The 2,787-nt window shown below is 50.3% G+C and carries 3 protein-coding genes; all 3 read right to left on the bottom strand.

Annotated elements, in window-relative coordinates:
- Window positions 1–274: 274 nt before the first annotated feature.
- The gene (gene rdgC / locus ABYW01_RS18640) at window positions 275–1,189 is read right to left on the bottom strand and encodes a recombination-associated protein RdgC (protein WP_372835773.1); all 915 of its coding nucleotides are present in this window, start codon (window positions 1,187–1,189) and stop codon (window positions 275–277) included.
- Window positions 1,190–1,297: 108 nt separating this feature from the next.
- The gene (locus ABYW01_RS18635) at window positions 1,298–1,768 is read right to left on the bottom strand and encodes a thioredoxin family protein (protein WP_372835771.1); all 471 of its coding nucleotides are present in this window, start codon (window positions 1,766–1,768) and stop codon (window positions 1,298–1,300) included.
- Window positions 1,769–1,783: 15 nt separating this feature from the next.
- On the bottom strand, window positions 1,784–2,677 hold the full coding sequence (locus ABYW01_RS18630) for an alpha/beta hydrolase (protein WP_372835769.1): 894 nt from the start codon (window positions 2,675–2,677) through the stop codon (window positions 1,784–1,786).
- Window positions 2,678–2,787: the final 110 nt, after the last annotated feature.

The raw sequence follows: 2,787 nt of genomic DNA, 5'->3' as shown, positions 1-2,787 counted from the left end.
GCAGGGTACTGAACACCAGGTGGCTCCGTTCTTTCCTTTTCTGGGTTAGCTCACAGGTTACCGATGTTAGGCTTCTGTGCGATAGATCTGCCTGTTCTGATATTAGCAATCCGTAGAAATCAGAACGTTGAGCGGAGTGCTGGGTAAGGGGGGATTCGGAGCGGGTGATATCTAGGTATGGCGGATGGGGCGGGGAATACTAAGAGGACTGGTTATCTGCCTCAAATCCACGGGTTAATCGCGATCTGAGGCAGACTCTTTGTCTAGGGCTACGTTAAGGTGTTTCGGCGAGTCCGCCAAACCCTTCGATCAGCATTGGGAACAGGCGAGTAAATTCGATACCCATCTGTGCCATGTCTGTATCAAACTGTGCCAGCTGGTCTTCAGGGGATTCCTGATCCATCTTCTCTTTCATCTGGTCGGTCAGCTTAATGCGTTTGATGGCCAGATCTTCCTGAATCATAAACCGTAGTTGTTCTTCCCATTCCACGGAAAGCTTAACCACACGTTTGCCAGCTTCCAGATGAGCAACAAATTCGTCGTCCAGCAGTTCCTGACCTTTGATGCGGATAACACCGCCTTCCACCAGATTGTCGCGCAGCTCCGCTTCATCAAGGATCTCAAGACCCTGAGGGCGTGCTTCCTGGCCTTCCAGCCAGTGACTCATGATAGCGGATGGTGAGTGTTTGACGTCGGGCAGGGCAACCGGCAGCGTGCCTAATGTGCCGCGCAGGTAGCTCAACAGTTCTTCGGCACGTTTGTGGCTGGAGGCATCAACAATGACCCAGCCCTGTTGCGGTGCGATCAGTGCGTATGTCTGCTGGAAACGGCTAAATGCCCGTGGCAGCAGATCCATCACAACTTCATCTTTTAGCTGATCACGTTCCTTGCGATAGACTTTACGTGCCTGCTCTTTTTCGATCACGGACACTTTTTCCTCTACCTGCTGTTTTACAACGGCGGGCGGCAGGATCTTTTCTTCCTTCTGAGCGGCGATCATGTGGAAGCCGTGAACGCTATGCAGCAGTGTATCCTGCAAGCCGTTGCTTGGAGATACCCAGCCGTAACGGCTTAGGTCCTGACTACCACAAGGGGTGAAGGCCTGATCTTGAAGTTTCTCTTCAAGCTGGGCTTCGTCGTAATTGAATTCACCTGTGATGCGATAAACGATGATGTTCTTAAACCACATGAAAACGGCTCCTCTGAATCGAGGCGGTATTCTAGCCGTAATGGTGTGAGAAATCCTGTTTACTCGGGTGGATACGATAAGAAGATGGAAAAGGAGGGTTATACCGGCTTACTGGGAAAGCGAGGCTTGTGCTGTTTCAAGCGACTTGTCGACATAATAGCCATAAAACTCAGGAGTATTGATGCCAACCATCTTCTCTGCGATCTCCTCTCCGCTCCTGTTCAGGAAGAGTAGCGTCGGTGTTGCCCAGGCGTTGTAGCGTTTTGCGAAGCCTGTTGCATCGACTTCTTCCCCGTTAAAGTCACGCAGGCTTTTACCTGCGTAGATCTTTATTTCGCGAATTAGCGTGGTTTTGTCGTAAAGGCCGCTGGCCAACATGGGTTGCAGTATCTCTTCGCGAATTTGATCGCAGTAGTGGCAACCGGGTTGAGAGACCAGTAACAGCAATACGCGTTGATCTTCAGCGCTAGTATACAAACGCTGAAGATCAAAGACGGGTTCAACATCGTTCGCTACCGCTGTGGGTGAGCCTGCGGTGATCAGTATGCAGAACAGAACCGTGAGAATAGAACGTTGCATCACGTTGGGTTTACCTTACAGCGTTTCAAAGAACTCTAGTGTACGCTCAATTACTTCGTCTGCGTAGAGATCGAGGAAGTAGTGATCTGAGCCTTCGATGCCGACTGTAGTGACGTTATCGTTGGCAACCTGCGTCATCTTGTCGCTCAAATCTGCAACGACTTTATCTTCAGTGCCATAGAACACTATCGTCGGTAGGGTGGCTGACTTAAGAAGGGTCGGCGTATCCTGTCGCTCGTCTGGCGTGTAGTAACTCAGGAAGGCCTCTGGTGTGACTTTACTGTCTGCACAATACACAAAGCCCGTTTTTTCCAGCCACTGTTCGCCATCCTTTTGGGATAACGTATCCGCTTGTTTCAGGAGCGGTTGAAGCGCTTGTTCGTAACGCTTTTCGTAGCCTGTGGCGGCTTCGCTCTGGCTCCACGTCTGTGGGGCGATCAGCACCTGACCTTTGATGACATCATCTTTGTTCTGGTCTGCAAACATCGCCGTCTGGTTACCACCACGCGAATGGGCCATCAGCATGATTTTGTCACTGCCTTTGCTTTTAAGCCATTGAACCCATTGTCCGATCTCGGGAATCGCATCGGAGTGTTTGTGAACATGGGGGGTGGTGCAGTCATACATGCCGTGGCGATCAGATTGTCCCAGACTCAGGTTGATCGCCAGGCTGTTATATCCTTCGTCCAGAAGCAGTTCTTGTAGGGTGGTAATGATGTCCATGCCGTTATGGGCTAACGTGCCATGGGTGATCAATACCGCGCCATCTTCCAGAGAGCTATTTTCTGCGATTTGCAGGTTCGCATTCAGGGTTAAGCCGTTGTGTTGTAACTGCACTTCTTCTGCCGCGACATAGGGGGAAGACAAAAGGGTGACGAGTAAAACGCTGGAGAGGGTGCTACGGGTCATACTGTGCATACCTATGTTCTTGTAGTTATATTTATATAATAAAAAGAACTATGCAGTAGAGTAGCGGATATATCAAGTGATGCGATGGGTGTAGGTAAGGATAGGGATAG

This window comes from Pontibacterium sp. (genome assembly GCF_041587635.1).
Classification (GTDB): domain Bacteria; phylum Pseudomonadota; class Gammaproteobacteria; order Pseudomonadales; family Balneatricaceae; genus Pontibacterium.
This window is presented reverse-complemented; position numbering and strand designations above follow the sequence as displayed.